At 68.0% G+C, this 27000-nt stretch carries 21 protein-coding genes; 10 read left to right on the top strand and 11 right to left on the bottom strand.

Features of this window, described 5'->3' with window-relative positions; genetic code table 11:
* Positions 1-196: 196 nt before the first annotated feature.
* Positions 197-1672 (bottom strand): serine hydrolase domain-containing protein, encoded by a 1476-nt coding sequence (locus tag QE438_RS09260; RefSeq protein ID WP_130517337.1) that lies wholly within the window; start codon positions 1670-1672, stop codon positions 197-199.
* A 211-nt stretch (positions 1673-1883) separates the two neighbouring features.
* Between QE438_RS09260 and QE438_RS09255 the strand changes: the two genes are divergently transcribed.
* The 3 genes from QE438_RS09255 to QE438_RS09245 all read left to right on the top strand — a co-directional run bounded on the left by QE438_RS09255 (position 1884) and on the right by QE438_RS09245 (position 4604).
* Positions 1884-2783, top strand: coding sequence for a DMT family transporter (locus QE438_RS09255; protein ID WP_306990901.1), 900 nt, complete (start codon positions 1884-1886; stop codon positions 2781-2783).
* 80 nt (positions 2784-2863) lie between these two features.
* Positions 2864-4180 (top strand): MFS transporter, encoded by a 1317-nt coding sequence (locus QE438_RS09250; RefSeq protein ID WP_235873226.1) that lies wholly within the window; start codon positions 2864-2866, stop codon positions 4178-4180.
* Positions 4181-4247: 67 nt separating this feature from the next.
* The gene (locus QE438_RS09245) at positions 4248-4604 is read left to right on the top strand and encodes a DUF1304 domain-containing protein (protein ID WP_131660440.1); all 357 of its coding nucleotides are present in this window, start codon (positions 4248-4250) and stop codon (positions 4602-4604) included.
* Here the strand turns inward: QE438_RS09245 and QE438_RS09240 are convergent.
* The 3 genes from QE438_RS09240 to QE438_RS09230 all read right to left on the bottom strand — a co-directional run bounded on the left by QE438_RS09240 (position 4599) and on the right by QE438_RS09230 (position 8585).
* Positions 4599-5084: a hotdog fold domain-containing protein gene (locus QE438_RS09240; RefSeq protein WP_306990903.1), complete on the bottom strand. Its 486-nt coding sequence runs from the start codon at positions 5082-5084 to the stop codon at positions 4599-4601. The two genes, QE438_RS09245 and QE438_RS09240, sit on opposite strands and share 6 nt — an antisense overlap.
* Before the next feature lie 73 nt (positions 5085-5157).
* Positions 5158-7632, bottom strand: a complete 2475-nt coding sequence (locus QE438_RS09235) for an acyl-CoA dehydrogenase (RefSeq protein WP_306990906.1) — start codon at positions 7630-7632, stop codon at positions 5158-5160.
* A complete protein-coding gene (locus QE438_RS09230; RefSeq protein WP_306990908.1) occupies positions 7629-8585 on the bottom strand; it encodes an alpha/beta hydrolase in 957 nt (318 codons plus the stop codon). The genes QE438_RS09235 and QE438_RS09230 overlap by 4 nt, the downstream gene beginning before the upstream one ends.
* Positions 8586-8710: 125 nt before the next feature.
* Between QE438_RS09230 and QE438_RS09225 the strand changes: the two genes are divergently transcribed.
* From QE438_RS09225 to QE438_RS09205, 5 genes are all read left to right on the top strand, one after another.
* A complete protein-coding gene (locus tag QE438_RS09225; RefSeq protein WP_130517351.1) occupies positions 8711-9310 on the top strand; it encodes a TetR/AcrR family transcriptional regulator in 600 nt (199 codons plus the stop codon).
* A gap of 48 nt (positions 9311-9358) precedes the next feature.
* Entirely contained in the window at positions 9359-9943 is a 585-nt protein-coding gene (locus QE438_RS09220) for an RNA polymerase sigma factor (protein ID WP_130524902.1), read from the top strand.
* A 201-nt stretch (positions 9944-10144) separates the two neighbouring features.
* Positions 10145-10474 carry a hypothetical protein gene (locus QE438_RS09215; RefSeq protein WP_309733658.1) on the top strand — a complete coding sequence of 110 codons (330 nt, stop codon included), beginning with the start codon at positions 10145-10147 and terminating at the stop codon, positions 10472-10474.
* A gap of 11 nt (positions 10475-10485) precedes the next feature.
* Positions 10486-11379, top strand: a complete 894-nt coding sequence (locus tag QE438_RS09210) for a DUF4097 family beta strand repeat-containing protein (RefSeq protein ID WP_306990910.1) — start codon at positions 10486-10488, stop codon at positions 11377-11379.
* A 371-nt stretch (positions 11380-11750) separates the two neighbouring features.
* On the top strand, positions 11751-14864 hold the full coding sequence (locus QE438_RS09205) for a TonB-dependent receptor (RefSeq protein WP_306990912.1): 3114 nt from the start codon (positions 11751-11753) through the stop codon (positions 14862-14864).
* Positions 14865-15306: 442 nt separating this feature from the next.
* Here the strand turns inward: QE438_RS09205 and QE438_RS09200 are convergent, their stop codons facing one another.
* Complete coding sequence (locus QE438_RS09200; protein ID WP_130517666.1) at positions 15307-16125, bottom strand: hypothetical protein; 819 nt, start codon at positions 16123-16125, stop codon at positions 15307-15309.
* A gap of 152 nt (positions 16126-16277) precedes the next feature.
* A complete protein-coding gene (locus QE438_RS09195) occupies positions 16278-17177 on the bottom strand; it encodes an Hsp33 family molecular chaperone HslO (protein WP_130528511.1) in 900 nt (299 codons plus the stop codon).
* 164 nt (positions 17178-17341) lie between these two features.
* Here QE438_RS09195 and mtgA point away from each other — a divergent pair, with 164 nt between their 5' ends.
* Together mtgA and QE438_RS09185 are read left to right on the top strand one after the other, a co-directional pair.
* Positions 17342-18073 carry a monofunctional biosynthetic peptidoglycan transglycosylase gene (gene mtgA, locus QE438_RS09190; protein ID WP_306996059.1) on the top strand — a complete coding sequence of 244 codons (732 nt, stop codon included), beginning with the start codon at positions 17342-17344 and terminating at the stop codon, positions 18071-18073.
* A gap of 2 nt (positions 18074-18075) precedes the next feature.
* Complete coding sequence (locus QE438_RS09185; protein WP_306990915.1) at positions 18076-19068, top strand: glycosyltransferase family 2 protein; 993 nt, start codon at positions 18076-18078, stop codon at positions 19066-19068.
* 100 nt (positions 19069-19168) lie between these two features.
* On the opposite strand, the gene QE438_RS09180 is transcribed toward QE438_RS09185, so the two are convergent.
* From QE438_RS09180 to QE438_RS09160, 5 genes are all read right to left on the bottom strand, one after another.
* Positions 19169-21133 carry an AsmA family protein gene (locus tag QE438_RS09180; RefSeq protein WP_306990918.1) on the bottom strand — a complete coding sequence of 655 codons (1965 nt, stop codon included), beginning with the start codon at positions 21131-21133 and terminating at the stop codon, positions 19169-19171.
* Positions 21134-21209: 76 nt separating this feature from the next.
* Positions 21210-21878, bottom strand: coding sequence for a hemolysin III family protein (locus QE438_RS09175; RefSeq protein ID WP_130517365.1), 669 nt, complete (start codon positions 21876-21878; stop codon positions 21210-21212).
* Positions 21879-21987: 109 nt separating this feature from the next.
* A complete protein-coding gene (locus tag QE438_RS09170) occupies positions 21988-23592 on the bottom strand; it encodes a peptide chain release factor 3 (RefSeq protein WP_306990920.1) in 1605 nt (534 codons plus the stop codon).
* Positions 23593-23664: 72 nt separating this feature from the next.
* Positions 23665-24309 (bottom strand): hypothetical protein, encoded by a 645-nt coding sequence (locus tag QE438_RS09165; RefSeq protein WP_286575090.1) that lies wholly within the window; start codon positions 24307-24309, stop codon positions 23665-23667.
* Positions 24310-24430: 121 nt separating this feature from the next.
* The gene (locus QE438_RS09160; RefSeq protein ID WP_306990923.1) at positions 24431-26899 is read right to left on the bottom strand and encodes a penicillin-binding protein 1A; all 2469 of its coding nucleotides are present in this window, start codon (positions 26897-26899) and stop codon (positions 24431-24433) included.
* Positions 26900-27000: the final 101 nt, after the last annotated feature.

The raw sequence follows: 27000 nt of genomic DNA, 5'->3' as shown, positions 1-27000 counted from the left end.
GTCGGCCGGGCACCCGTTCGATCAGACGCTGCCGCAGTGAGCGGCACTGCGAAGGCGCACGCCGCACGGGCAGCAGCCCGCGACCCGCCCAGCGCGAACTGCGGCAACCACGCATCCGAGGCCGGGGGTATTTCCCAACGAAAAACGCCGGGCAAAGCCCGGCGTCGTTCTTGGCTGATGTTCGCCGGTTGGCGGATCAGTGCGGCGCAGCCACGGCCTTGCTCGAAGCCGCGCCGGCCTCGTCGTCGTCGCTGACGTTGTCGTCGGAAGCGGCGTGCATGGCCTGCGGCAGCGGATGACCATTGGTCTGCGCCAGCAGCAGCTGCTTGGCCATGTCGGTGTCCAGCCAGCGCTGCGGCGACAGACCCAGCGCGGTGTCCAGCACCGTCGGCAACAGGCCGGACGGCAGCGGACTGTTGCTGTTCCACAGGATCGCCACGCCGAAGTCGCGCCCCGGCACCAGCGCGACCAGGCCGCGATAGCCCTCCACCGCACCGGCATGGAACACGACCTGCTGACCCGAGTAATCCAGCACGCGCCAGGCCAGCGCATAGCTGGCCGACTCCACGCGCGCACCGCGCCAGCCGGCGCGCATCTCGCCCGGCGTGCTGATCAGCGGCGCATGCAGCGTGGCCAGCAGCGGCGCCGGCAGCACGTCCGGGCGATGGCCCAGCTGCGCCAGCAGCCACTGCGCCATGTCGCTGGCGCTGGCATTGACGCCGGCGGCCGGCGCCAGACGGTAATAGGTCGGCTTGGGATTGATCGAAGCCCAGCCACTGCGCGCACGCACGTGCGGCTTGGCCCAGCTCGGGCTGTTCTCGATGCCGGCCAGGCCGATGCTGGCGTCGTTCATGCCCAGCGGCTTGAAGATCCGCCGGTCCACGGCCTGATCGTAGAAGCTGCCGGTCGCGGCGAAGACCACATCGCCGATCAGGCTGAAGGCGACGTTCTGGTACTCGTAGCACTGCCCCGGGCGGCAGCCCAGCGGCGCGGTGGCGAGCTTCTGCGAGACCGTGTAGTAGTCCGCGTTGCCCTCGATGTCGTTGTCGAAGGCGTTGTGCCAGCGCAGACCGGTGCGGTGGCTGAGCACGTCGGCCACGGTGACCTCACGCGTGGCGACCGGATCGATCAGACGGAAGCTGGGCACATAGTCGGCGACCTTGCTGTCCCAGCGGATCACGCCGTCGTTGACCAGCAGCCCGGCCATCGTGCCGGCGAAGGCCTTGGACAGCGAGGCCAGACGGAAGACGGTATGCGCATCGATCGGACGCGGGTTGCGCACATCGGTCACGCCATACCCCTTGGCGCTGATGATGCGGCCGTCCTGGACCACGGCCATGGCCAGCCCCGGGACGCGCTGGCCCACGGTCAGGTCCTTGGCCAGCGCCTCGAACGCGGCGACGTCGAAGCCCGGCGCGACCGGGCGCACATCGCTGGGCGACAGCGCGGTGCGATACGGCAAGGGCTTGGTGGGAGATTCGTAGGGCGCCGGCGCGGCGCGCCAGGCGGCGGCTTGTGTCGCGCCTTCGGCGGCGCCGCTCATGGTGACCGTCGCCAGCTGTGCGGGCAGGGTCGGCGTCTGTGCAGTGGAGGACACGGCCAGCGGCAGCAGCGCGGCCAACAAGGTCATCGTCAGCGATCGCGCACGATGGCGCCCCCTGAGGTTTTTCATGTGCGAGATGCCCGCGTGATCTGGCGTGTTTTGGATCATAACGCTCATGTCGAGAAATGCACAAACGGCCGGAGATTGGCCGGCCATCTCGTTCATCCCATTGATCTTTTTGAACAGCGCGCCACGCCCTCCGCGCGCCCTGTTCAGCGTCTCGCAACGCGACCAAAGCGGTAATGACGGCGTTGCAAGGTGCGGGCGATCATGCCCCGACATGGCCGCGCCAGCCCCCGACACCCCGCCAAGTTCCGGCCGCGATGCGCTGCTGGGGATCGGGTTCGTGCTGGTGTGGTGCACCGGCTATATCGCCGGCAAGGTCGCCGTCGCCCACGCCGCGCCGCTGACCTCGCTGACGCTGCGCTTCGGCATCGCCGCGCTCGTGTTCGGCGCGCTGGCCCTGATCGGGCGGGTGGGGCGCTGCCGGCGCGTGGACCTGCTGCACAGCGCGGCCACCGGCGTGCTGATGCTGGCCCTGCACTTCGGCGCGGTCTACGTGGCCTTCCAGTGGGGCGCCAATGCCGGCGTGTCGGCCCTGGTGATCGGCGCCATGCCGCTGCTGGTGGCGCTGGTGGCCACCCTGGACGGCAGCGAGCGGCTGGGCGCGTGGCGCTGGTTCGGCATGGCCCTAGGCCTGCTCGGCGTGGCGCTGGTGGTGGCTGACCGCGTCGATGGCGCCACGCCGCTGAAGGCCTGGGCGATGCTGGCACTGGGGCTGGTCGGCATCACGGCCGGCACGCTCTACCAGAAGCGTCACGCCGCGCACCTGGACATGCGCCTGGGCCTGACCGTGCAGAATGCCGCCGCCACGCTGGTGCTCTTGCCGTTCGCGCTGTTGGAGGGGTTCCGCTTCGACGACAGCGCGGCCTTCCACGGCGCCCTGGCGTGGCTGGTGCTGGTCAACTCGATCGGCGGCTTCGCCCTCCTGTTCCTGCTGATCCGGCGGGGCGCGGCGACCAGGGTCGCCGCGCTCTTCTTCCTGATGCCGCCGGTGACCGCGGTGTTCGGCCACCTCACCCTGGGCGAGCACCTGACCTGGCTCAAGGGCGCGGGATTCGCCTGCGCGGCGATCGGCGTCTGGCTGGCCACGCGCAGCGAGGCGCCGCGGGCCGCCTAGCGATCCGCGCCTGTGCGCTGGCGATGTTGCAGTGCATCGGCTACCGTGCGCGGCAATCGAACGCGCCGGAGTCGCCGCCCGTGGTCACGCACAAGCCCCACCGGATCGAAGGGGGAGAGGGTCGGGCGCTCGCGCTGTCCTTCGTGTGCTTCTTCTGTGTGCTGGCCGCCTACTACGTCGTGCGCCCGGTCCGCGAGCAGCTGTCCGCGGCCGTGGGTTCGACCCAGTTGCCCTGGTTCTATCTGGCGACCTTCATCGCCACCCTGCTGCTGACGCCGGTGTTCGCCGGGCTGGCCTCGCGCTGGCCCAGGCGGCGGCTGGTGCCGCTGGTGTATCTGTTCTTCATCGTCTGCCAGCTGGCCTTCATTCCGGCCTTTACCTCGGTCGGCCTGCTCAGCCCGCGCGCGCTGGGCATGGTGTTTTTCGTCTGGGTGAGCGTGTTCAACCTGTTCGTGGTGTCGGTGTTCTGGATCTTCATGTCCGACATCTGGAGCCTGGCGCAGTCCCGGCGCCTGTTTCCGATCATTGCGGTGGCCGGCACGCTGGGCGCGCTGGCCGGGCCGATGCTGACGCGCTCGCTGGTGCAGCTGCTCGGCGTGGCGCCGCTGCTGCTGGTGTCGGCGGCGCTGCTGGGCGTGTCGACCGTGTGCGTGGTGCTGCTGGGCCGCTGGGCCAGCGCGCACGGCGCGCGCCGGCATGAAGACGGGCACGAGGCCGCGCTCGGCGGCAGCATGTGGGACGGCCTGAAGCAGATCTTCGCCGACCCCTTCATGCGCGGCATGGCGATCCTGCTGCTGCTGGCCGACGGCATCGGCACGGTCAACTACGCCCTGTTGGTCGATTACTCCGGCGCGACCTTCGCCGATGCGGTGGCGCGTACGCGCTTCCACGCCGATGTGGACCTGGCCGGCAACCTGCTCACGGTGATCGTGCAGCTGACCATCACCCGCTGGCTGCTGCCCCGGCGCGGACCGGGCACGCTGATCCTGCTGTGGTCGGTGATCAGCATTGCGGTGCTGCTGCTGGTGGTGTGCTCGTCCAATCCGCATGCGCCGCTGTTCGTGCTGCCGGTGCTGATCGGCCCGGTCGCGCCCACGGTGCTGGCGCTGGTGGTGAGCCGCGGACTGGCCTACGGCATGGCCGAGCCGGCGCGCCACAGCCTCTACACCCGCGTGCCGCGCAACGTGCGCTACAAGGGCCAGAACGCGGTGGACACCGCGGTGTGGCGCTTCGGCGACGTGGCCATCGCCACCGGCATGAACGGGCTGAAGTCGGTCGGGATGACCATCGGTGGCTTTGCCGCGGTCAGTGCGCTGGCCGCCTTCGCCGCGGCCGGCATCGGCTGGCGCCTGTGGAAGCGCGTGGAGCAGATCGACGAGTCGGCCGCACCGCGCTGAGCCGGACGCGTGCTTACCGGCCGCGCACGCGGCACACTGCGCGCCTGCTCACCGACCGGATGGAACCATGCCTGCCATCGCCCTCGTCCTGACCGTCCTGGTCGCATTGCTGCACCTGTGGTTCCTGGTGCTGGAGATGGCGCTGTGGACGCGCCCGCTCGGGCTCAAGACCTTCCGCATGTCGCCGGAGAAGGCGCAGACCACGCGCGTGCTGGCGGCAAACCAGGGGCTCTACAACGGCTTCCTCGCCGCCGGCCTGCTGTGGGGCGGGCTGCTGCTGCGCGACGTGCGCGTGGTGGCGTTCTTCCTGGCCTGCGTGGTGGTGGCCGGTGCCTTCGGGGCGGCGACGGTGAGCCGGCGCATCCTGTGGATCCAGGCCGCGCCAGCGGCGCTGGCGCTGGTCTGTCTGTTCGCCGGCCTATGAGCGCGGCGCGCGCGCCGGCTTCGGCGAGACCCACATGTCCACCTGCGCGGTGAACACGGTGTCGCCAGCGGCATCGCGCACGGCCACGTCCACCGGCAGCGCATAACCCTCCGTCGCCTCGCGTATCGGCGCGGCCGGCGTGGCCACCGCCTGCTGCGGGCCGACCGCCTTTTTCAGATAGCGCACCGACATGCCCTGGGGAATCCAGCGCATCGAGGCGGGCAGGCTGGCGTCGGTCATCAGGCCGGCGGTGAGCTCGGCCAGGTTGCACAGGGCGATGGCATGTACCGTGCCGATGTGGTTGTGCACGCGGCGGCGGTCGGCGATGCGCGCCTCGCAGCGCCCGACTTCCAGTCGCGTGATGCGCGGGGCGATGCTGCCGAAGTAGGGCGCCTTGAAGCACACCGCGCGCGAGAACAGCCAGCCGCCTGCGGGCCAGCGCTGCAGGCGGCGATACAACGCCAGGAGAGGTGCGGCCATGTGAGGCGACTCCGGACAAGACGACGGCGGACCGAGGTCCGCCGTCTTGGGCAACGAAAAAAGCGCGGGGAACTCAGGCGGCTTCGCGCGCGTCGGCCTGTCGCACCTGCTGGCGGTAGCCGGCCGAGCGCAGTTCCTCGGTGTCGAAGTCGTCCACGCTGATGGTGTCCATCGTGATCGCACGCAGCTCTTCCAGCTGCACGCGCTCCTCTGCGGTGATCAGCCCTTCGCGCACGGCCTCGTCCAGCTGCGCCGGGAAGTCCAGCGCCTCGATGCCCTTGGTCTTGAGCGCCTTGATGAACTTGCGCTCGACCGGCTCGGCGGCCACGGCCTTGGCCAGATAGCTGGCGATGCGGCCACCCGGGTTGTTCTCGCACGGGGTCAGGAACACACCGCGGGCCAGCTGATCGCGCGCGGCATTGGGCGTCATCAACAGCGCGGCCACGCGATGACCCAGGCGGTCGCCGGGCGCCTCGGCACGGCGGCCCCAGGGGAAGATCAGCGCCCACATCAGCCAGCCGATCGGACGAATCGGGAAGTTGCGCAGCGCCGCCGACAGCGCCAGCTCGATCTCGTGCACGCTGTTGTGGAAGGCCCAGGCCAGCAGCGGCTGCTCGGCCTGCGGCGCGCCCTCGTCGTGATAGCGCTTGAGCATGGCGCTGGTCATGTAGATGTGGCTGAGCACATCGCCCAGGCGGCCGGACAGCGACTCCTTGAACTTCAGCTTGCCGCCCAGCGTCATCATCGAGATGTCGGCCATCAGCGCCAGGTTGGCCGAGTAGCGGTCCAGCTTGCGGAAGAAGCGCTTGGTGTAGGCATCGCCCGGGGCCGCGCCGATGCGCGAGGCGGTCAGGCCGAACCAGAACGAACGCACCGCGTTGGAGATGCCGAAGCCGATATGGCCGAACAGGCTGCGGTCGAACGCGTCCAAACCCGCGGCGCGGTCCGGATCCTGCGCGGCCTTCATCTCCTTCATCACCCACGGATGGCACAGGATCGCGCCCTGGCCGAAGATCAGCAGGCTGCGGGTCATGATGTTGGCGCCTTCCACGGTGATGGCCACCGGCGAGGCCTGCCAGCTGCGGCCGGCGAAATTGCGCGGGCCCAGGATGATGCCCTTGCCGCCGATCACATCCATCATGTCGGCGATGCACTCGCGGCTCATGCTGGTGCAGTGGTACTTGGCGATGGCCGACGGCACCGACGGCACGTCGCCGCGGTCCACGGCCGCGGCCGTGGCCTGCGACAGCGCGCTGATGATGTAGGCCTTGCCGCCGATGCGGGCCAGGGCTTCCTCCACGCCCTCGAAGCGGCCGACCGACAGGCCGAACTGCTTGCGGATGCGGGCGTAGGCGCCGGTGACCACCGCGCCGGCCTTGGCGCCGCCGCTGGCGGTGGAGGGCAGGGTGATCGAGCGGCCCACGGCCAGGCACTCGTTGAGCATGTTCCAGCCCTTGCCGGCCATGTCGGCCCCGCCGATCAGCTGGCTGAGCGGGATGAAGACTTCCCTGCCGTGGATCGGGCCGTTCTGGAACGGCGAGTTGAGCGGGAAGTGGCGACGGCCGATCTCCACGCCCTCGGTGTCGCGCGGCAGCAGCGCCAGGGTGATGCCGATGTCCTTGGTGTCGCCCAGCAGACCATCGGGGTCGTACATGCGGAAGGCCAGGCCGATCAGCGTGGCCACCGGTGCCAGGGTGATGTAGCGCTTGTCGAAGGTGAGCTTCAGGCCCAGCACGTTGGCGCCGTTCCACTCGCCCTTGCAGACGATGCCGTAGTCGGGGATGGAGGTCGCATCGGAGCCGGCGAACGGCCCGGTCAGGCCGAAGCACGGCACTTCCTCGCCCACGGCCAGGCGCGGCAGGTAATAGTCCTTCTGCTCCTGGGTGCCGTAGTGGTTGAGCAGCTCGCCCGGGCCCAGCGAGTTGGGCACGCCGACCGTGGAGCTGACCACGCTGGAGATGGAGGCCAGCTTCTGGATCACCTTGTGGTGGGCCAGCGCCGAGAACCCCAGGCCGCCGTACTGCTTGGGAATAATCATGCCGAAGAACTTGTTCTTCTTGATGAAGTCCCACAGCTCGGGCGGCAGGTCGGCGTGGACGTGGGTGATCTCCCAGTCGTTGACCATCCGGCACAGCTCCTCGACCGGGCCATCCAGGAAGGCCTGCTCCTCGGCGGTGAGCTGCGGCTTGGGATAGTTGAGCAGCTTGTTCCAGTCCGGATCGCCGGTGAACAGCTCACCCTCGAAGCCCACCGAACCGGTCTCCAGCGCGATGCGCTCGGTCTGCGACAGCGGCGGCAGCACCTTGCGGAAGAACTTCATCATCGGCGCGCTGACCAGCGCCTTGCGCGAGGCCGGCAGCAGCAGCGGCAGGGTGATCGCCGCGACGATGACCGCGGCCACGATGCATGCCGTGGCGCTGGCGCCGAGCAGCCAGCACGCGACCAGGGCGCAGCCGCTGATCGCGGCCCACGTGGCCAGGCGCATGCGGTGATAGGCGGCGATCGCGCCGGCCAGCAGGACGGCGAGGAACGGGACCAGGATGCTCATGAGCGTGCTCCGGAAGCGGAATCGAAAGCGGTATTGAAGGAGCGGGGGTGCCGGGCGCGCGCCAGCGTGCCCAGGTAGTCGAGCACCACCGCGGTGAATGCATCGTTGTCGTCGCCGGCCAGCATGTGGCCGACATTGGGAACCTGGATGTGCTGCGCGTGCGGCACCAGCGCCTGGAAGGTGCGCACGTTGTCTTCGGAGACCAGCTCGCTGCGGCCGCCGCTGATCAGCAGCACCGGGCAGCGCACGCTGCGCGCCGCCGCGGCGATGTCGTCCTGATGGCGGGCGCTGTCGCGCACCAGGTCGTCGACCAGGCGCCGATCCCAGTGCCAGTGCCAGCGGCCGTCCTCCCCTGCGTGCAGCAGCGCGGCCAGCTCGTCGGCCGTCTTGCGGGCGCGCCGGTGCGGCAGATAGCCGGCCACCACATCGGCGGCATGCTCGAGCGAGTCGAAGCCGTCGGGGAGCGCGGTGACGAACTGCAGTACGCGGGCCAGCCCGGCCTCGTCCCAGTGCGGGGTGACGTCCACCAGCACCACGGCCGAGAACAGCCCGGGCCAGCGGCTTTCGGCCAGCAGCCCGAACAGGCCACCCATCGAGGCACCGACCAACACCGGCGGCTCGGCCTGTTCGCCGGCGACGATGATCAGGTCGTCGACGAACTGCGCGCCGTCGTAGGCCACCTCCTGCGGGTTGCGCTGCGACTCGCCGTGGCCGCGCGCGTCGTAGGCCAGGCCCGCATGCCCCTGCGCGGCCAGGCGCAGGCCAGTGCGCTGCCAGGCGCCGCGGGTCTGGCCGAAGCCATGGGTATAGAGCACGGACCCCTGGTCCGCCGGCGCACCCGCCGGGGGCAGGTAGGCCGTGCCGGCCAAGTGGATGCCGCAGGCGCCGACGAGGTCGACCGCGCGCGTGGCGGCCGATCCAGGGGCGTCGAGCGGAGAGCGGGTGTCAACCATACGCACAAGTATGGGCGTGTGTTTCGAGCGCCGTCAATCCATACAAGCGTTTGATTCAACAAAAGAAAATGATGCATTGCAGCAAACGTACCGCTGCATGCTCATGCGTATGGTTAAATGCGGCGATGAACACGCCAGCGCCTTCGCCACGCCCCGTTCCCGCCTCGCGCTCGGCCCGTTTGAGCGCCGACGACTGGGCCCAGGCCGCGCTGGACATGGTCGCCGAGCAGGGCGTGGCCGCGGTCGCCGTCGAACCGCTGGCGCGGCGCCTGGGTGTGACCAAGGGCAGCTTTTATTGGCATTTCCCCTCGCGCGACACCTTGCTGCAGGCCGCGCTGGAGCGCTGGGAGATGGTCGAGCAGGAGAGCGTGTTCGGCAGCCTGGAGGCCGTGCCCGACCCGCGCGAGCGCCTCCGCCAGCTGTTCCTGCTGGTCGCGCACGAGGCCAAATCGCACATTATTTATAGTGAGCTGCTCAAGGCGCTGGACCATCCGGCGGTCGCGCCGGTCATCCAGCGCGTGTCCCAGCGCCGTCTGGACTACCTGATCGCCTCGTTTCGCCAGGCCGGCATGAGCCGCACCGACGCCCAGCACCGCGCGCGCCTGGCCTATGCGGCCTACGTCGGCTTCCTGCAGCTGTCCCTGCAGCTGCACCAGCCGCGCATGCAGCACGAGGAGTTCGAGGATTACGTCAACCACATGATCGCCGCGCTGATCCCCAATTAGTTCGCGACGGCCTTAAACCTTCCCGCCGCAGCGCGCATCCGAACTGGCATGCTGACCTCGGCCGTGACCTTCGCCACCGACCCGCTCGCCACCGACGCCACCGAAGTGGACGTCGAACAGGCGCGCGCCGCCGCCGCCGGCGATACCCGCGCCTTCGAGCAGCTCTACCGACGACACGTGGGCAAGGTGCACGGCGTGATCGTGCGCTTGGTCGGCGGCCACGGCGCCCGCGCCGAGGACCTGACCCAGGAGACCTTCGTGCGGGTGTGGCGCGCGCTGCCCGAGTTCCGCTTCGAAAGCGCGCTGTCCACCTGGCTGCACCGCATGGCGGTCAATACCGCGTTGATGGAACTCCGCAGCCGGCGCGCCGGTCCACGCTGGGAAGAGGAGGTCGACGGCGACGACGTGGCGATGCTCGACCCGCGCGAGCAGGGACCGGCCCTGCGCATGGACCTGGAGCGCGCGATCGGCACCTTGCCGCCACGCGCCCGCGCCGTGCTGGTCCTGCACGACGTGGAAGGCTGGAAACATGAGGAAATCTCCGCATCACTGGGCATGGCCGTCGGCAGTTCCAAGGCGCAGCTGCACCGCGCCAGGCAGTTGCTGCGGGTCCGTCTGGAGGCACACCAATGAACGAACAACACGACGACGATCTCCGCTTCGCCCTGCGCACCCTGCGCCAGGACGCGGCCCCCCGAACGCGACCTCTGGCCCGATATCGCCGCACGGCTGGAACCGCGCAGCGCCGAGCAGCCAACGCACCCCGCGCCGCGCAGACAGCGCACGCGGCGCTGGCAGCCCTTCGCCCTGGCCGCCGCGCTGGCGCTGGTGGCGGTGATCGGCTGGCGCCTGCAGTCCGGTCTGCATCCCGCGTCCTCGGCGCCGACGCCGTCGCTGGCGCAGACGCCACCGCGGGCGCCCAGCCACGCTCCGCTGCGTGCCGAGGCCGTGCGCATGACGCGCGATTACCAGATCGCGCTGGAGCGGATGCAGGGCGCGCCGATGCCGGTGGCGCTGCAGCCGGCGCTGGAGGATCTCGATCGCAGCGCCAGCCAGGTGCTGGAAGCGATCGACCACAACCCGCGCTCTGCCCAGCTGCTGCAGACCCTGCGTTACACCTATGACCGCCGCCTGGCGCTGACCCGCCGCGCGGCCCTGAGCTAGAGGCCCCGATCATGCGACACCTCGTCTTCCTCGCCCTGCTCCTGGGCAGCGCCGCCGTCCAGGCCGGCACCCCGATCAACCAGACCCTGCCGCTGGACGCGCGCGGCAAGGTCGAAGTGGACAATCTCAAGGGCCGCATCCAGGTGCGCACCTGGGATCGCAACGAAGTCCAGTTGCGCGGCACGCTCGGCGATGGCGTGGAGAAGCTCGACGTCGATGCCGACGGCGGCGGCTCGCTCGACATCAAGGTGCGCTATCCGAAGGACGGCGGCTGGGGCGGCAAGTCCTCCGGCCCGACCGACCTGCAGCTGACCGTGCCGGTGCGGGCCTCGCTGGAGCTGCACTCGGTGTCGGCCGATATCGACGTGTCCGGCGTGGCGTCCGACGAGCTGTCGATCAACAGCGTCAGCGGCGAGGTACGGGTGGCCGCTGCCCCGCGCGAGGTCTCGATCAACACGGTCAGCGGCTCGGTCACCGCCACGGTCAACAGCAGCCAGGTCGATCTGCAGACCGTCAGCGGCGCGGTCGATCTGCGTGGCCGGCTCAGCGGCGAGGTCGAGGTCGAAACGGTGTCGGGCAGCATCCAGGTCGCGGTCAAGGAAGAGCGCCTGCGCGAGCTGTCCACCAACAGCGTCAGCGGCAGCACGCGCGTCTCCACCGCCCTGGCCCGCAACGGCAAGCTCTCACTGTCCAGCGTCAGCGGCAGCGTGCTGCTGGTGGCACCGAAGGATCTGTCCGCCCACGTCAGCGGCGAGACCTTCAGCGGCAGCCTCAAGGCCACCGGTGCCAGGATCGAGAAACCCGAATACGGCCCCGGCCGCTCCTTCGACAACCGCTACGGCGACGGCGAAGGCGAGATCACCCTGGAGACCTTCTCCGGCGACGCCGAGCTGCGGCTGGAATAACACGCCCGTCAGATGACATCCGACGCGGTGGCTGACCGTTGTGTCAGCCGCCGCGTTTTCGCGTGCGCGATCGCCACTTAAAGCCCTAGATGCATTAGAAATTATTTGCGTTCTAATTAGATAAGTGTCTGATTAGATAGGTATTTTTCACAATGATTTCCAAAGTTCCAATTTTCGTAAACTTTGCGTTATGCTCGGTTCTCGCAGGTGAAATAACGTGCCTGTAAGCGGCCGTGGCAGGGGTTGGGGAGCCAGGCCAATTGGTAGTGGGATCGAACTTTCAGAGAGAGAGAGCATTTATGACCACCCATCAGGGTTCGCGGTTGTTTTCTAAGGGGTTGAAACGCACCGCGCTCAGCGTCGCACTGAGTATGAGTGTTGCCGCCGGGGTACAGGCACAGAGCACCACCGGCAGCATCTACGGCAGCGTGCCGGCCGGCACCACCATTACCGTCACCAGCAGCACGGGCCTGACGCGCACCGTGACCGCCGATGAGTCCGGTCGCTACAACATCAGTTCGCTTCCGGTCGGCATCTACACGGTGGATGCCTCGGGCGTCGGCAAGAAGGACGTCACCGTCACCGTCGGTTCCGGCGCCAACGTTTCTTTCGGCGGCAGCGCTACCGATCTGGGCACCATCACCGTGCGTGGCACCTCGGTCCCGGTGATCGACGTCAAGGCCACCGATACGCGTACGGTCATCACGGCTGAGCAGCTGCGTCGCCTGCCGATCGCGCGTTCGGCCGAAGCCATCGCCCTGCTGTCGCCCGGCGCCGTTACCGGCAACGGCGCGAACTTCGGTGGCCAGATCTCGTTCGGCGGTTCGAGCGTCGCCGAGAACGCCTATTACCTCAACGGTTATTTCTCCGGCAACCCGATGACCAACGTCGGCGGCTTCACGCTGCCGTACGGCTCGATCGAACAGCAGGAAACCTACACCGGCGGCTACGGTGCGCGCTACGGCCGCTCCAGCGGCGGCGTGATCAGCCAGATCGGCAAGAGCGGCAGCAACGACTGGCACTTCGGCGGTCAGGTGGTTTACACCCCCCGCGGCCTGAAGGCCGAGCGTCCGGATCGCTACTTCCCGAACCTGGGCCTCCCGGCCGACTACAGCTACGCGACGCCTGAACTGGCGGGGACCAAGTACGACAGCGGCGACAATCGTCTGCAGTGGTCCAACGTGTACAGCGCCTACGTCGGTGGCCCGATCATCAAGGACAAGCTGTTCTTCTTCGTGTCCGGTGAGACCACCAAGGGCAAGGAGAACGTGCCGGGTGGTAACCCCGACGCCGGTTTTGCCGCGACCGGCAGCCGCTACAACACGGATGACCCGAAGGTCTATGCCAAGGTCAACTGGAACATCACCGACAATCACCTGCTGGAGGCGACCTACGTCAGCGAGAAGTACGACCAGACGGGTAACACCTACGGGTTCGATTGGGACTCGTATGCGTACGGCGACTATCTGATTCCGGCGACCAAGACCACCTCGAACACCGAGTTCTCGGTCTTCAAGTACACCGGTTACCTGACGGACAATCTGACCCTGAGCGCGAGCTATGGTCGGTCGCGCAACCGCTACAACACCGATCCCTATCTGACGGGTTCGCCGTACATTGCCGGTGCGAGCAGCCAGAATCCCTCGCTCAACGGCGGCACGCCGAACACCAACTCGCAGGCGACCTACCGCGCCACCAAGAGCACCAGCGACTACACCAACGGCTTCCGTGCCGAGCTGGAGTGGGTGCTGGGCGATCACACGCTGATCGCTGGTGTGGATAACACCAAGCTGGAAGGCGTCAACGAAGGCACCAGCCAGGTCGCCGATTACTGGGCTTACGGCAAGGCAGCGAGCAGCGCCAGCAACTCCAGCGCCGCGCTGGGCGTGGGTCCGACCGGTACGGTCGCCGGCGCCTGTAACGGCACGCCGAACCGCGCGAACGCCAACGGTTCTTCCACCAACTGCGGTTACTACACCTATCAGCTCAAGTACTTCGACACCACGTCGATGCACAACAAGCAGAACGCGTACTACCTGGAAGACCGCTGGCAGATCACCGACAACTTCCTGGTTTCGCTGGGCATTCGTGCCGACCAGTACGAGAACTTCGATGCGGTCGGGACCAAGTTCGTGGACAGCGGCACGCAGTGGCAGCCGCGCCTGGGCTTCGCTTGGGACGTGTACGGGGACAGCTCGCTGAAGGTGTTCGCCAACGCCGGCCGTTACTTCCTCAACATGCCCAACGCGGTCGCCATCCGTGGCGTCGGCGCGTCGACCTATACCCGCGAGTACTACACCTACACGGGTATCGCCGATGACGGCACGCCGACCGGCCTGACGCCGATCAATCGCATTGGCACCAATACCCCGGCTGGCCCGGTGTCGTCCAATGGCGAATTCGGCACGCCGAAGGATCCGCTCACCTACGTGCCGGAAGACATCAAGTCCCAGTATCAGGACGAGTTCTCGATCGGTTTCGAGGCGCAGCTCACCGAGAACTGGACCGGCGGCGCGAAGTTCACCTCGCGTAAGCTCAAGTCCGCGATCGACGACTTCTGCGATCCGGTCACGCTGATGGAAGGCGCCGGCCTGGAAGTGCTGAACTACGACTACAGCCGCGCCGCTTACATCGGCCAGTCCGAGGACGGCAAGTACTACGCCGGTTCGGCGTGCTACATGTTCAATCCTGGCGGCAGCAACACCTACGCCCTGCAGGAAGTCACCCCGAACGGCAGCAGCTACCAGAACGTCAACGGCGTCTACAAGCGCGTGAAGGTGTCGTCCGCCGACCTGGGCTTCCCGCGTCTGGAACGTAGCTACAAGGCCGTCGATCTGTTCCTGGAGCGTCCGTGGGACGGCAAGTGGGAGGCGCGCATCGATTACACCTTCAGCAAGTCGAAGGGTAACTCGGAAGGTCCGGCCAACTCCGATACCGGCCAGGGCTCCAACGCGCACGATAACGGCGTGGCGACCAGCCAGAACTGGGATGCGTGGCAGATCATGCAGTACGCCGATGGCTATCTGCCCAACGATCGTCGTCATCAGCTCAAGGCGCGCGTGTCCTATGCCATCACCCCGGAGTGGATCGTGGGCGTGAACGCCCGGATCTCCTCTGGTGCGCCGATCAGCTGCTTCGGCTACTACGATCCGGACGGCACGATTGCGCACGATTCGGCGGCTGCGGACCCGATTGGCTACGGCAGCAGCTACCACACCTGCTTCGGCGAAGCCTGGCCGCCGGGTAAGGAAACCTCGCCGTGGCTGCACCGCTACGATCTGGCCGTCACCTACAAGCCTGCGTACTTCGACGACAAGCTGGCCCTCAACATCAGCGTGTTCAATGTGCTGAACGAGCGCAAGCCGACCTCGTATGTCCAGACCAGCGAAGACGACGGTCCGTACAGCGTCAACAATAACTACATGCTGCCGGTGAGCTTCAGCACGCCGCGCTACGTGCAGTTCTCGGCGTCGTACGACTGGTAAGCGTCTAGGAACAGTAGGTGCTTCAGGGCCGGCCCTCGCAAGAGGGCCGGCTTTTTCTTTAGGCTTCTTTTGGCGCTAGGCCATTCGAGTTTCCCAAGGTCATGCCTGAGCGCTAGGGCCTCGGCTCGTATTCGTCCACATCGTGCGTCCCGCAGATGTTTGGCAGCGCCGTTCGTGGTGGGCGGCCGCCTTTGGCAGGAGATGACCAACCCTGAGTCGAGCGCAGGTTATCGGCGAGTTAGAGTCAGCGACCGGTTCCAAAGCAAGGCAGACGGTCAAGCCAGATCGGCCGGTCCGGTCAGTACGCTGCCGAAGAGCTGAGGCGAGGGGGGGCGGCAGGAAAGGTGCAGCGGGATCCGCTCGTGCTGCAGGATCAGGCCTTGGCCAACGGGACGCGAATAGCATCGCGTCGGTGCTACATCCGTCTTCTGGGCTTGCGCCCTTACAGATCCTGCTCGTAACGCACGTAAGGCACGGTGCCGTCGTCGCCGATGGGCGAGTTGGGAGCAAAGGGATTCTTGCCGCTGGTGACGATGTTCTCGGCACCGACGGTGAGCTGGCCGCTCCACGGGGTACGCCAGGTCACGCCGACACCCAGGCCTTCCCACTTGCCCGGCTGACCGGGGGCGTCGACGACGCGGCCGATGATGCTTCCGCTGAAGGCGCCGTAGCCGCCGCCGAGGCTGAGGCTCCGGCTGGTCCACTGATCGGGAATGCTGGTCAGCTCGGAGGCGGGCACCAGTTTGGCGTGCGCCACGGTGCCGCCGATGGTGACGAAGCCTTCGCGGCCCAAGTTCTTCTGGCCGAACACGGCCAGGTCGTTCTGCTCGAAGCGGCCCGGCGACACGCCGTTGCCGGTCATCCAGGCGGGCAGGGTGTCGTGACCGCTGCCCAGGCTCAGGCCCACCTTGCCGCCGGGGCGGCTGAGGCTGGTGGTGGCGCTGAGGTGCTGGCCGTTGTTCTGGCCGTCGTCGTCCAGACGGGCGACGTTGCAATAGGTGATCAGGCTGCTGATGCTGCTGCCGATGCCATTGCGGTTGTTGCACAGCAGGCCGAGCGATTCGCCGGCATCCAGACCGAAGGCGGCGCTGAGCGTGTTGCGGCCCATGCGCCAGCGGGCGCCGGCGGCGGCTTCGTCGGTCGGCTCCAGGATCAGGGCGCCTTCGACCTGGCCGTTGCTGTTCCACACCGGCAGCATCGTGGTGGAATTGGCGCGCGTCTGTGCGAGCGCACCCGTCCCGGCCGTGGACACGGCGAGCATCAGGGAAAGCAGCGTTCGAGAAGTACGCAGGCGCATGGTTCGGCTTGGACCAGCAGAGCGGGATGAAGTTCCCCTCCCGACATCCTCAAGCTAACTGATTTATGTTTATTTAACAAGCCAGGATGACGTGAAATCGTGCGCTGCCGCCCGGTTCACTGCAGCCGTTCCGAGCTGCTCGCCACCATCGGCGTGGGCTCGAACAGCGCGTCGATCTGCGCCGGCGTGAACTGGTAGGTGCGCCCGCAGAATTCGCAGCGGACCTCGGCCTGCCCGGTCTCGGCGGCGGCCTCCGCTTCCTCGCGTCCCAGCGAAACCAGCATGCTTTCCACCCGCTCGCGCGAGCAGGAGCAGCCGAAGCGCACGGGCCGTTGGTCCAGCACCGATACCGATTCCTCATGGAACAGGCGGTGCAGCAGGGCGGTGGAGGCGGTCCCGAGCAGTTCTTCGCGGCCGAGGGTGTCGAACAGCAGGCCGGCGCGGTTCCAGCCGTCGGCGTCGCCTTCGTCGCCGGGCAGCTTCTGCAGCATCAGGCCGGCGACCTGTTCGCCGTCGGCGGCCAGCAGCAGGCGCGTCGGCAGCTGCTCGGAATTGCGGAAGTAGCCTTCGAACGCGGCGTCCAGGGTCGGCGTGCCCAGCTCGACCAGGCTCTGGTAGCGCTGCGGCTGGCGCGGGTCGAGCCCCGGATTCTCGATGGTGATGGCGAGCAGGGCATCCTGACCCAGGGCGGTGAGATCGGCCGGCGCGTCGCCGGCCTCGCCCAGCTGGACGATGCCGCGGACCGTGCCCGCGGCGGTGCACTCGGCGAACAAGGTGCGCAGGCCGCGGCTGGCGCGCAGCTGCACGGACAGGCGCCCCTCGATCTTGATGTGGCCGGTGAACAGCGCGGCGGCGGCGATGGCCTTGCCGAGCAGGTCGCGGGCCTGCGGCGGATAGTCGGCCGGTTCGAGCAGTTCGGCCCAGGTCTGGCGCAGGCGCACGGCCACGCCGCGCACGCCGGCCTCCGGCAACAGGAAGCGGGTGCGCAGGTCGGTGGTGTCGGCGGATGCGGTCACAGGTGAATCCAGGAAGAAGTGGGAATGGCGACGCAGCCCGGCCGCCCTGGGTCCCCTTCAATGCGGTCGCGGCGGCCGTTTTCCAAGCGCCCGCCCACGCGTGGCCTGCGGGAAGAGGGGGGTGAACAGGTAACATCATCGCGCTTCATCGCCGCCAGCCGAGGATTTCCGCCATCGACGCCAAGCCTGCTGTCTCCCGCCGCCGTCGCTGGTTGCGCTGGCTGCTGGCGCTGCCGTTCCTGATCGCCGCCGCCTCGGCGCTGCAGGTGATGGTGCTGCGCTTCGTCGACCCGCCGTTCTCCGCGTTCATGGTGGCACGGCAGCTGGAGGCCTGGGGCGAGGGCGACTGGCGCTTCCATCCGGTCTACGAATGGCGCGACCTGGAGCGGATCGCGCCCGCGCTGCCGCTGTCGATGGTCGCCGCCGAGGACCAGCGCTTCGCCGATCACGACGGCTTCGACCTGCAGGCCATCGAGAAGGCGCGCGCCCACAACGAGCGCGGCGGCCGCGTGCGCGGCGCCAGCACGATCAGCCAGCAGGTGGCCAAGAACCTGTTCCTGTGGTCCGGGCGCAGCTATGTGCGCAAGGGCATCGAGGCCTGGTACACGGTGCTGATCGAGCTGTTCTGGCCCAAGCGCCGGATCCTTGAGGTCTACGCCAACATCGCCGAGTTCGGCGACGGCGTGTACGGCGCGCAGGCGGCGGCGCGCAGCTTCTGGCGGACCGATGCCTCGCGGCTCAGCGCCCAGCAGGCAGCGCAGTTGGCGGCGGTGCTGCCGGCGCCGCGCAGCTACGACGCCGCGCGGCCGGGGCCTTATGTGGCCCGCCGCGCCGGCTGGATCCAGCGTCAGGTCCGCCAGATCGGCGGCGCCACTTATCTTGAATCCCTGGAGTGACCATGGCCTTCGACCTGTTGACCGTGGTGGTCGCCGCACGCAACGAGCAGGAAGCCCTGCCGCGCCTGCATCCGCGCCTGCGCGCGGTGCTCGACCGGCTCGACGGGGTCACCGGACGCGTGCTGTACATCGACGATGGCAGTACCGATGCGACCTGGTCGGTGATGCAGCGCCTGGCCGAGCAGGACCCGCTGGTCGAACTGCTGCGCCTGTCGCGCAACTTCGGCAAGGAAGCGGCGCTGACCGCCGGCCTGGACCAGGTCGCCGAGGACAGCGCGGTGTTGATCCTCGATGCCGACGGCCAGGACCCGCCGGAGCTGATCCCGCAGTTCGTCGCCGCCTGGCGCGAGGGCCATGACAACGTGTTCGGCACGCGCGTGGAGCGCGACGGCGAGAGCTGGCTCAAGCGCCTGACCGCGCATGGCTTTTATCGCGTGATCGGACGCCTGTCCAAGACGCCGATTCCGGCCGATACCGGCGATTTCCGCCTGCTCTCGCCGCGCGCGTTGGGCGCGCTCAGGCAGCTGCGCGAGCGGCATCGCTTCATGAAGGGCCTATTCGGCTGGGTGGGTTACTCGCAGCTGGCCGTGCCTTATCACCGCGAGGCGCGCATCGCCGGGCACAGCAAGTTCGGCGCGTGGAAGCTGTGGAACTTCGCCCTCGAGGGCATCACCAGTTTCTCGACCGCGCCGCTGCGGGTGGCGACCTATCTGGGGCTGTTGGTGGCGGCGATGGCGTTCGTCTTCGCCGTGGTCATCGTGGCCCGCGCGATGCTGCACGGTGACCCGGTGGCGGGCTGGCCCAGCCTGATGACGGTGGTGCTGTTCCTGGGCGGGACGCAGCTGATCGCGCTGGGGCTGATCGGGGAGTATCTGGGCCGGCTGTACGAGGAATCCAAGCAGCGGCCGTTGTATCTGATCGATCAGTGGCGTCCGGCGCGGCAGGGGTTCACGCCAGCAGCGGAGGCGACGGCTCGGCGTCAGTCGGTCGATTGAGGTTGGCGGTGTCTGTTGCGCAAGGGCAGGGATCGTTGGCGTTCCTGCAATAGCGCCGAAGTCCCCGTCATTCCCGCGTTCGCATGAATGACGGGGAGGCTTACTTGGCGTACTGGCCGCCGCAGTTGGCGTCTTCGCCACCGCCCAGATCCAGGGTCGCCAGCAGCGCGGCCGGCGGTGCGATGCTGCCCAGCGCCAGGGCCACCGCGCCGCGCAGCCCCAGCTTCTTGAGGTCGGGGCGGAACGAGGGATCCTTGAAGGTGCCGCCGATATCCAGCGGCGTGCGGAAGCTCAGGATGCTGCGATCCTTCGGCCGCGGCCGCAGCACCAGGTCCAGCGACTCGTCCTTCAGATTGATGGTGCCCTCGCCGAGCACGAGGGTGTCGGTGGTGTCGAAGGCCATCGCGCGGGTCTGCATCAAGCCGTCCTTGATGCCGAAATCGGCGAACGCGCAGCGGATCGGCACCTGCTTGTTGCGGTCGAACAGATAGCCCAGCGACTGGGTCACATCCAGGCCGGCCAGTTCGACCAGCAGCTGCGGCAGGTGCCCCTTGCCCATGCCCACGCCCAACTGGCCATTGGCGTTGGCCGCCATCTCGGCGATCGAGTTGCCGGTGGTGTCGATATCGATTCCGCCGCCGATGCGTCCGATCGCGTCCTGGGTGAGCTTGACGCTCGGAAACAGCTGGCCCAGGTTGAGCGTGCGCACCGCGATCTGGGCGCGGGTGCGGATCACGGGCTGGCGCGCGTCCATGCGGATGTTGGAGCGGATGTCGCCGCCGGCCACGCCGAAGTTCAGCGGCTGCAGCTGCAGCAATCCGTCATCGAGCAGCAGGTGCGCATCCATGTCGTCGATCGGCAGCTTGGGCGCGTTGATGCGGGTCGCCTTCAGGCGCACGTCCGCATCCATCGCGCGCAGCTTGGACAGGTTGTAGCGCTCCTGCGGCAGCACGCGCGGGCTGGCGGCGAGCCTGGCGGCCTGCGCTTCCTGCTTGGCGCTGCGCGTCTCGGACGGTCCGCCCTTGGAGGGAGCATTGATGAAGCCGGCCAGGTCGTCGAAATCCAGGCGTTTGGACACCAGATCGGCGTCCAGCTTCAGCCGCGGTCCGCCGACGGTGACAGCAGCCGAACCGCCCAGATCGCTGTCGCCGACCTTGCCGGCGAACTTGTCGTAATGCCAGACATTGCCAGCGCGGGTCAGGGTGCCGTCGATCGCGTAGGGCGGCGTTTCCGGCAAGGCCACGCCGATCAGCGGATACAGATCGGCCAGGTCCTGGCCGGACAGCGCCATGCGCAGGTCGAAGCCGCCCAGATGCAGCGGATCGATCAACGTGCCGCGTGCGTGTGCCTTGGTGGCGCCGGCGGCGGCGTTGAGATCGATGCGGTACGGGCGCTCGGTCTGGGTGAGGTCAAGCGGCGACTGGATCCGTCCTTTCAGCGTAAAGGCGTTGGCGCCCCAGCGGCCCGCGCCGGTGAGGTCGATCGGCGGCGCGCGGTACTGCGCGTCCGGCTTGCCGCTGCTGGCCTGCACACGCAGGTCGGTCTTGTTGGGCGGGTCGAGGTAGTGCAGGCGCAGCGCATCGACGATCACCGCGCCGAAGCGCACGTCCATGCCGCCGTCCTGCGAGGGCTCGTCGCGCTTGAAGTTCCAGTTGCCGCCGCCCTGCGCGGTGGTGCGATTCTGCAGTTCAACGACGGGCTGGGTGATGCGGATCGCGGGCAGCGAGACGTTGCGGTGGAACAGCAGTTGCGGCACGTCCAGGTCCAGCTCCAGGTGCTGGACGGTCGCCATTTCCGGGGCGGTCTTGAGCGCCCAGTCCGCATTGGCAAGGCGCAGGCCGTCGGCGCGGATGGTGCTGATCCGGCCCAGATCCACGTCCAGGTTGCCGTCGATGTGGAAGGCGCGCCCGGTCTTGGCCGACACCGCGCGCTCGACCGGCCCTTTGAACCAGTTCCAGTCCCAGAAGATGATCAGCAGCACGATCAGCACTGCGACGATTCCCAGTGCGGTCAGCACGGGATGGGCGCGAACGAACGGGCGCGGCGTGGTATCTGCGGGCGTCATGAGCCCTACTATCGGCAAGCCGGGTGTTCACGTTCCGCGAAGAACGTGCCGCCGGCTCCGTCACGCGCAGGCGGTGTCAGCCGCCGTGATGCAGGCGCGGCACCAGCACCTGACCGGTGACGGCGATGAAGTGGCAGACGCTGCCGGCGAGCACGAACAGGTGCCAGATCGCGTGGAAATAGCGCACCGAATCGCGCTGGTAGAAGTAGGTGCCCAGCGTGTAGAACAGCCCGCCGGCCAGCAGCCAGCCCAGCGTGAAGGCATCGACCGATTTGAGCAGCGGCTCGATCGCGACTACCACCAGCCAGCCCATGACCACGTAGACGATGGTCGAAAACAGCTTGAAGCGCCCGGTATAGAACAGCTTGAACACCACGCCGATCACGGCGATGGTCCAGATCGCCGCGAACAGGCCCCAGCCCCATGGCCCGCGCAGTCCGATCAGCGTGAACGGCGTGTAGGTGCCGGCGATCAGCAGATAGATCGCGCAGTGGTCGAAGATCTGCAGCCGCGCCTTGGCCATCGGGTGCTGGATGGCGTGGTACAGCGTGGAGGCCACGTAGAGCAGCAGCAAGGTGCTGCTGAAGACGATCGCCGTCCCCAGCTGCCAGGCGTCGCCGTACAGCGCGCTCAGGGTGATCAGCACCGCGCCGCCGGCCAGCGCCGCCACCGCGCCCAACCCATGGGTCAGGGCGCTGGCGATCTCGTCACGCAGGTTGGTCTCGGGATGCGCCTGCAGAGCCATGCTGCGAACTTTATCGCACCGCGATGAGCGTGGTGCGTCGCAGCAGTCGCGGTGACGCCCGCCGACCGGGACGGATTCAGCAAATCCGGACGCGCGCCGCGGGCTCGGCTCAGCCCGCGGCCAGCGCGTGGGCGTGTTCGCGGGTGGCCGAGAAGCGCACGTCCGGCGCGCGTTCCTGCGCCAGCTGCAGGTTGACCCGGGTCGGCGCCAGGTAGACCAGCTCGCCGGCCGCGTCGATGCCGAGGTTCATCGCGTTCTTCTCGCGGAACTCCTCCAGCTTCTTCGGATTGTCGCAGTGCACCCAGCGCGCGGTGGTCACGCCGACCGGCTCGAAGATGGCATCGACGCCGTATTCGTCCTTCAGGCGATAGGCGACCACGTCGAACTGCAGCACGCCCACGGCCCCCAGGATCAGGTCGTTGCTCATCAGCGGGCGGAAGAACTGCGTGGCGCCTTCCTCGCTCAGCTGCGCCAGGCCCTTCTGCAGCTGCTTGAGCTTGAGCGGATCGCGCAGGCGTGCGCGGCGGAACAGTTCCGGGGCGAAGTTGGGAATGCCGGTAAAGCTCAGGCTCTCGCCTTCGGTGAAGGTGTCGCCGATGGAGATCGTGCCATGGTTGTGGATGCCGATCACATCGCCCGGATAGGCCTCGGCCGCGATCTCGCGGTCGGAGGCCATGAAGGTCAACGCGTTGGCCAGCTTCTGCTCCTTGCCGCTGCGCACGTGGAAGGCCTTCATGCCGGCCGAGAACCGGCCCGAGCACACGCGCATGAACGCCACGCGGTCGCGGTGCTGCGGGTCCATGTTCGCCTGGATCTTGAACACGAAGCCGGTCAGCTTGCTTTCGGTGGGTTCGACCTCGCGGCCGGTGGTGGCGCGCGGCTGTGGCGACGGCGCATGCTCGACGAAGAAGTCCAGCAGCGGCTGCACGCCGAAGTTGTTCACGCCCGAGCCGAAGAACACCGGCGTCTGCTGGCCGGCCAGGTACGCCTGCGGGTCGAAGCTGTGGCTGGCGCCCTGCACCAGCTCCAGTTCCTCACGCAGGTCGTCGAGCATCTTTTCGCCGATCTTTTCGGCCAGGCCCGGCGCGTCCAGCGAGGCGAAGATGGTCGAATCCTGGCGGGTGAAGTTGCGGCCGGGTTCGTACAGGTGCACCTCGCCGGTGAGCAGGTGGACCACGCCCTTCAGGCGCTGGCCCATGCCGATCGGCCAGGTCACCGGCGCGCACTGGATGCCCAGCACGGTCTCCACTTCGTCCAGCAGCTCGATCGGATCCTTGCCCTCGCGATCGAGCTTGTTGATGAAGGTCATGATCGGCGTGTCGCGCAGGCGGCACACCTCCATCAGCTTGATCGTGCGCTCCTCCACGCCCTTGGCCACGTCGATGACCATCAGCGCCGAGTCCACCGCGGTCAACACGCGGTAGGTGTCCTCGCCGAAGTCGGCGTGGCCCGGCGTGTCGAGCAGGTTGACGATCTTGTCCTCGTAGGGGAACTGCATCACCGAGGAGGTGACCGAAATGCCGCGTTCCTTTTCCAGCGCCATCCAGTCCGAGGTCGCATGGCGCGCGGCCTTGCGGCCCTTGACGCTGCCGGCCATCTGGATCGCGCCGCCGAACAGCAGCAGCTTCTCGGTCAGCGTGGTCTTGCCGGCGTCGGGGTGGGAAATGATGGCGAAGGTGCGGCGGCGCGCAGCTTCGCGGGACACATCGGACATGGTCGTCGCGCCCGGGCGGGCGCGCAGGGAATCGAAGGAGCCGGCAAGTATAGCGGGGCGGCCCGCCCGGCTTCAGCCGGCCTCGTAGCCGGCGATCTCTTCGCGGGCCAGCAGCGCGGCGACCTGGGCGGCCGAGGCGCGGTCCATCGGCGCCTCGTCCACCACCGACAGCGGCGCCTGGCGCAGCGCCTGGCGCGGCAGTACGGCGATGTCGAAGCTGATCCCGTCAGCGGCGAAGACCCAGACAGTGACATCGGCGTGGCGCTGGCGGTCCATGCGCAGCCGGCGCACGCGCGCGTCGGCCGGGATGCGGTGGTCTTCCAGGAAGCGCGCCACCGCGTCCTCGTCGTCGCTGTGCAGATGCAGCTGCACCGGCGACTGGGCATCGGCCGTGCCGTCCAGGACCGGACCCACCAGGCGCGGGGCGAAGCCTGCGAAGAATTCCATCGCCTGCAGCGCCGCCTCGCGTCGCGCCCGCAGCATGCCGGCGTGATCGGGGCCGGCGAACAGGCGCTGGTACTCGCGCAGCGCCTCTTCGATCTCGCGGTTGCGCGGCAGCGAGGCATCGTCGGAGATGCCCAGCCGGCTGGCCGCCTTGAGCTTGGCCTGGCGGTAATCGCGGATGCCGCTCTCGGCAATCAGCCGCGCGGCCTCGTGGGCCAGGCGACGGCGCCGTTCCGCGGTCTGGGTCTGCGCGTGCTGGCGAGCGTGATGCATGGCGGACCCCTCAGGTTTTGTGGCCTGAGTGTGGAGCAGCGAGGAGTGAGTGGGAAGTGACTGGCCGTGCGCCTTCACCTTCGCTCGCTGCTCGCTTCCTCCGCGCTCGACCAACCCTGCCTCAGAAGATATCGAACGCCGCCTCGTCGGTCGCGTTCTGATCCTGCAGGCTGTCCTCGCCCTGCATCCGCTCCAGGTCCTCGACCTTGATCCACTCGGTCGCGCCGTTGCGGCTGACCTGGACCATGCCCTCGGGCGGGTCGTTGGGCGTGATCGGCTTGTCCTTCAGGGCCACGCGCATGTAATCGATCCAGATCGGCAGCGCGGCCTTGCCGCCGTACTCGCGGTAGCCCAGCGAGCGGAAGTTGTCCTTGCCGACCCAGACCGTGGTCACGTAAGGCCCGGCGAAGCCGGAGAACCATGCATCGCGGTGGTCGTTGGTCGAGCCGGTCTTGCCGGCGGTGTCCGCGCGGCCGAGCACTTTCGCGGCCGTGCCGGTGCCGCGCTGGACCACGTCGCGCATCATCGAGACCAGCTGGTAGGCGGTGCGTTCGTCGATGGCGCGCGGCGCCACGTTGGTGCCAGGAGGCGGCGCCTGCTCATCGGCCGGCTCGGCCTTGGAGGTCGCCAGCGGTTCGGCCTTGGCCTGCGTGTCCTGGGCCGGGCCGAAGTTGAAGCCGTCCACCACCTGGCTGGGCGCCGGCGCGTTGGCGCCGTGACGGCCGCAGCTGCGGCAGGCTACGGCCGGGTTTTCCTTGAACACGACCTTGCCGTCGCGGTCCTTGACCTCATCGATCAGCCAGGGTGTGACCAGCGAGCCGCCGTTGGCCAGCACCGCATAGCCGCGCGCCACCGACATCGGCGTCAGCGAGGCCGAGCCCAGCGCCATGGACAGATTGGGCGGCAGCTCGGCCTCGTCGAAGCCGAACTGGGCAATGAACTTGCGCGCGAAATCCACGCCGATCGCATCCAGCAGCCGCACCGAGACTAGGTTCTTGGACTTCACCAGCGCCTCGCGCAGGCGCATGGGGCCGTCGAACTTGCCGTCGTCGTTGCCCGGACGCCAGACATGGCCGCGCCGGTCGCGGAACACCACCGGTGCGTCCAGCACGATCGACAGCGGGTTGAAGCCCTTCTCGAACGCGGCCGAATACAGGAACGGCTTGAAGCTCGAGCCCGGCTGGCGCCGCGCCTGGGTGGCGCGGTTGAACTTGTTGGCCGCGAAGCTGAAGCCGCCGACCAGCGCGCGGATCGCGCCACTGTTGGCGTCCAGCGACACCAGCGCCGACTGCGCCTGCGGCAGCTGGTCCAGCGTGTAGACGTACTCGGGCTTGGCCTCGGTCGCGGGCTTGGTCTTGTCCTCGGCGTCCTTGTCCTTGCGCTCGGCGCCGACACGGACCAGATCGCCCCGCTGCAGCAGGCGGCCGGGCGTCTTGCCGGTCCAGCGGCTGGCGCTGGGGCCAAGCACGATCTGCTGCGCGTCGCGGGTCACCACCGTGGCGGTGTCGCCGCTGGTGGAGGCGACGATCACCGGATCCAGCCCGCCCTCGGACACGATTCCGACCAGGTGCGCGGCCAGCGACTCGGCGTCGGCATCGCTGGTCACCTCGAAATGCTTCTCCGCGCCGCGCCAGCCGTGACGATGATCGTAGGTCGCCAGGCCCGTCCGCACCGCCTGGTCGGCGGCCGGCTGCAGTACGGGATCGACCGTGGTGGTGACGTGGTAGCCCTTGTCCAGCACCTCGCCGCCGAACTTGGCCACCATTTCCTGGCGGACCATCTCGGCCACGTAGGGCGCATAGACGTCGATCGGACGCTCGTGCGGCGCGGCGTGCGGCTGCTCGGCCTTGGCCGCGGCCGCCTCGCTCGCGCTGATGTAGTGGTCTTCCAGCATCCGGTCGATCACGTAGACGCTGCGCTGGTGGTTGCGCTCGGGGTTGCTGATCGGATTGCCGCTGGAGGGGAACTTCAGCGAACTCACCAGCGTGGCCGCCTCGCCCAGGGTCAGCTGGTCCAGCGTCTTGCCGTAGTAGAACTCCGCCGCCGCGGCCACACCGTAGGAGCGGTTGCCGAAGAAACTCTTGTTGAGGTACAGCTCCAGGATCTGGTCCTTGGTGAGCATCCGCTCGATGCGCATGGCCAGCATCATTTCGGCCAGCTTGCGGGTGTAGCTGTACTCGTTGCTCAGGAAGAACTGGCGCGCCACCTGCTGGGTGATGGTGCTGCCGCCGGCCACGCGACCGTCCTTGGTCAGCGTCTGCCAGACCGCACGCGAGATGCCGGTCGGGTCGATGCCGCCATGTTCGTAGAAGTTCGAGTCCTCCGCAGCCACAAATGCACGCTGGACGTTGACCGGCACCTTGCTGATGTCGACCGGGTAGCGGCGGGTCTCGCCAAAGATTCCGATCAGGCTGCCGTCATTGGCATAGACGTACATCGGCTCCTGCAGCTGCACGTCGCGCAGCGACTGGATCGAAGGCAGCTTGGAGGAGATGGAGTAGTAGAAGAAGCCCAGGACGACGGCTCCCACCAGGGCGCCAGCCAGGCACAACAGCAGCGCCCAGCGGAGCAGGCGGCGGAAACGGGACATCGGGAGACTTCCGATTGCACAATTCGTGGCGCCGGAGTATAGATGAGTCGGAAGCGGGGACCGGCTTCCTGGGGGGAAACAAGTACTTGGGGGAAATCCTT

The organism is Pseudoxanthomonas sp. SORGH_AS_0997 (genome assembly GCF_031453535.1).
Classification (GTDB): domain Bacteria; phylum Pseudomonadota; class Gammaproteobacteria; order Xanthomonadales; family Xanthomonadaceae; genus Pseudoxanthomonas_A; species Pseudoxanthomonas_A winnipegensis.
This window is presented reverse-complemented; position numbering and strand designations above follow the sequence as displayed.